Annotated in this window: 2 protein-coding genes; both read right to left on the reverse strand. The window is 45.9% G+C overall.

The annotated features are described in order from the left end of the window. Positions 1–178 (reverse strand): response regulator (locus ACYVTD_RS15640; protein WP_461248621.1); only part of this gene is annotated, 178 nt, incomplete at its 3' end. Next, positions 175–481, reverse strand: a 307-nt coding sequence (locus tag ACYVTD_RS15645; protein ID WP_461248620.1) for an ATP-binding protein, incomplete at its 5' end; no start/stop codon positions are given. The genes ACYVTD_RS15640 and ACYVTD_RS15645, both read right to left, overlap by 4 nt.

A 481-nucleotide genomic window follows, 5' to 3' on the forward strand; every position in this document is an offset into this window, starting at 1 on the left:
CGATGCCGGGCATCCTTAAATCGGTAATGACAAGATCGATGTCCCCGCCTGAAAAAAGTTTCCAGCCTTCCTCTCCGTCTTTCGCGCAAGCCACCTCGTAGCCTTCTTCTTCAAGGTATTCGGCAAGCCCTTCGCGGATATTCTTTTCATCGTCAATTACAAGAAGGCGAAACTTCATTTCTTTGCTCCCTCGTTATACTCTAACATATTAACCACTTTTTGAAGAACAGGCAATAATATCTCAAAATCGGTTCCCTCCCCTTCTTTGGAGCTTACCGAAATTTCCCCCTTATGTTCCTTGATTATCTTAAAGACCTGAGTAAGGCCCAGGCCCGTTCCCGCCTCGTTCGTGGTAAAATAAGGCTCGAATATTTTTGAAAGGTTTTCCTCGCTTATGCCCACACCCGTATCGCTGAACAGTATCCTTATGTCGTTGTCCACGCGGTTTGTGGCAATTGTTAAAATTCCGCCCTTAGGCATC

The sequence above is a fragment of the Treponema sp. R6D11 genome (assembly GCF_054786075.1).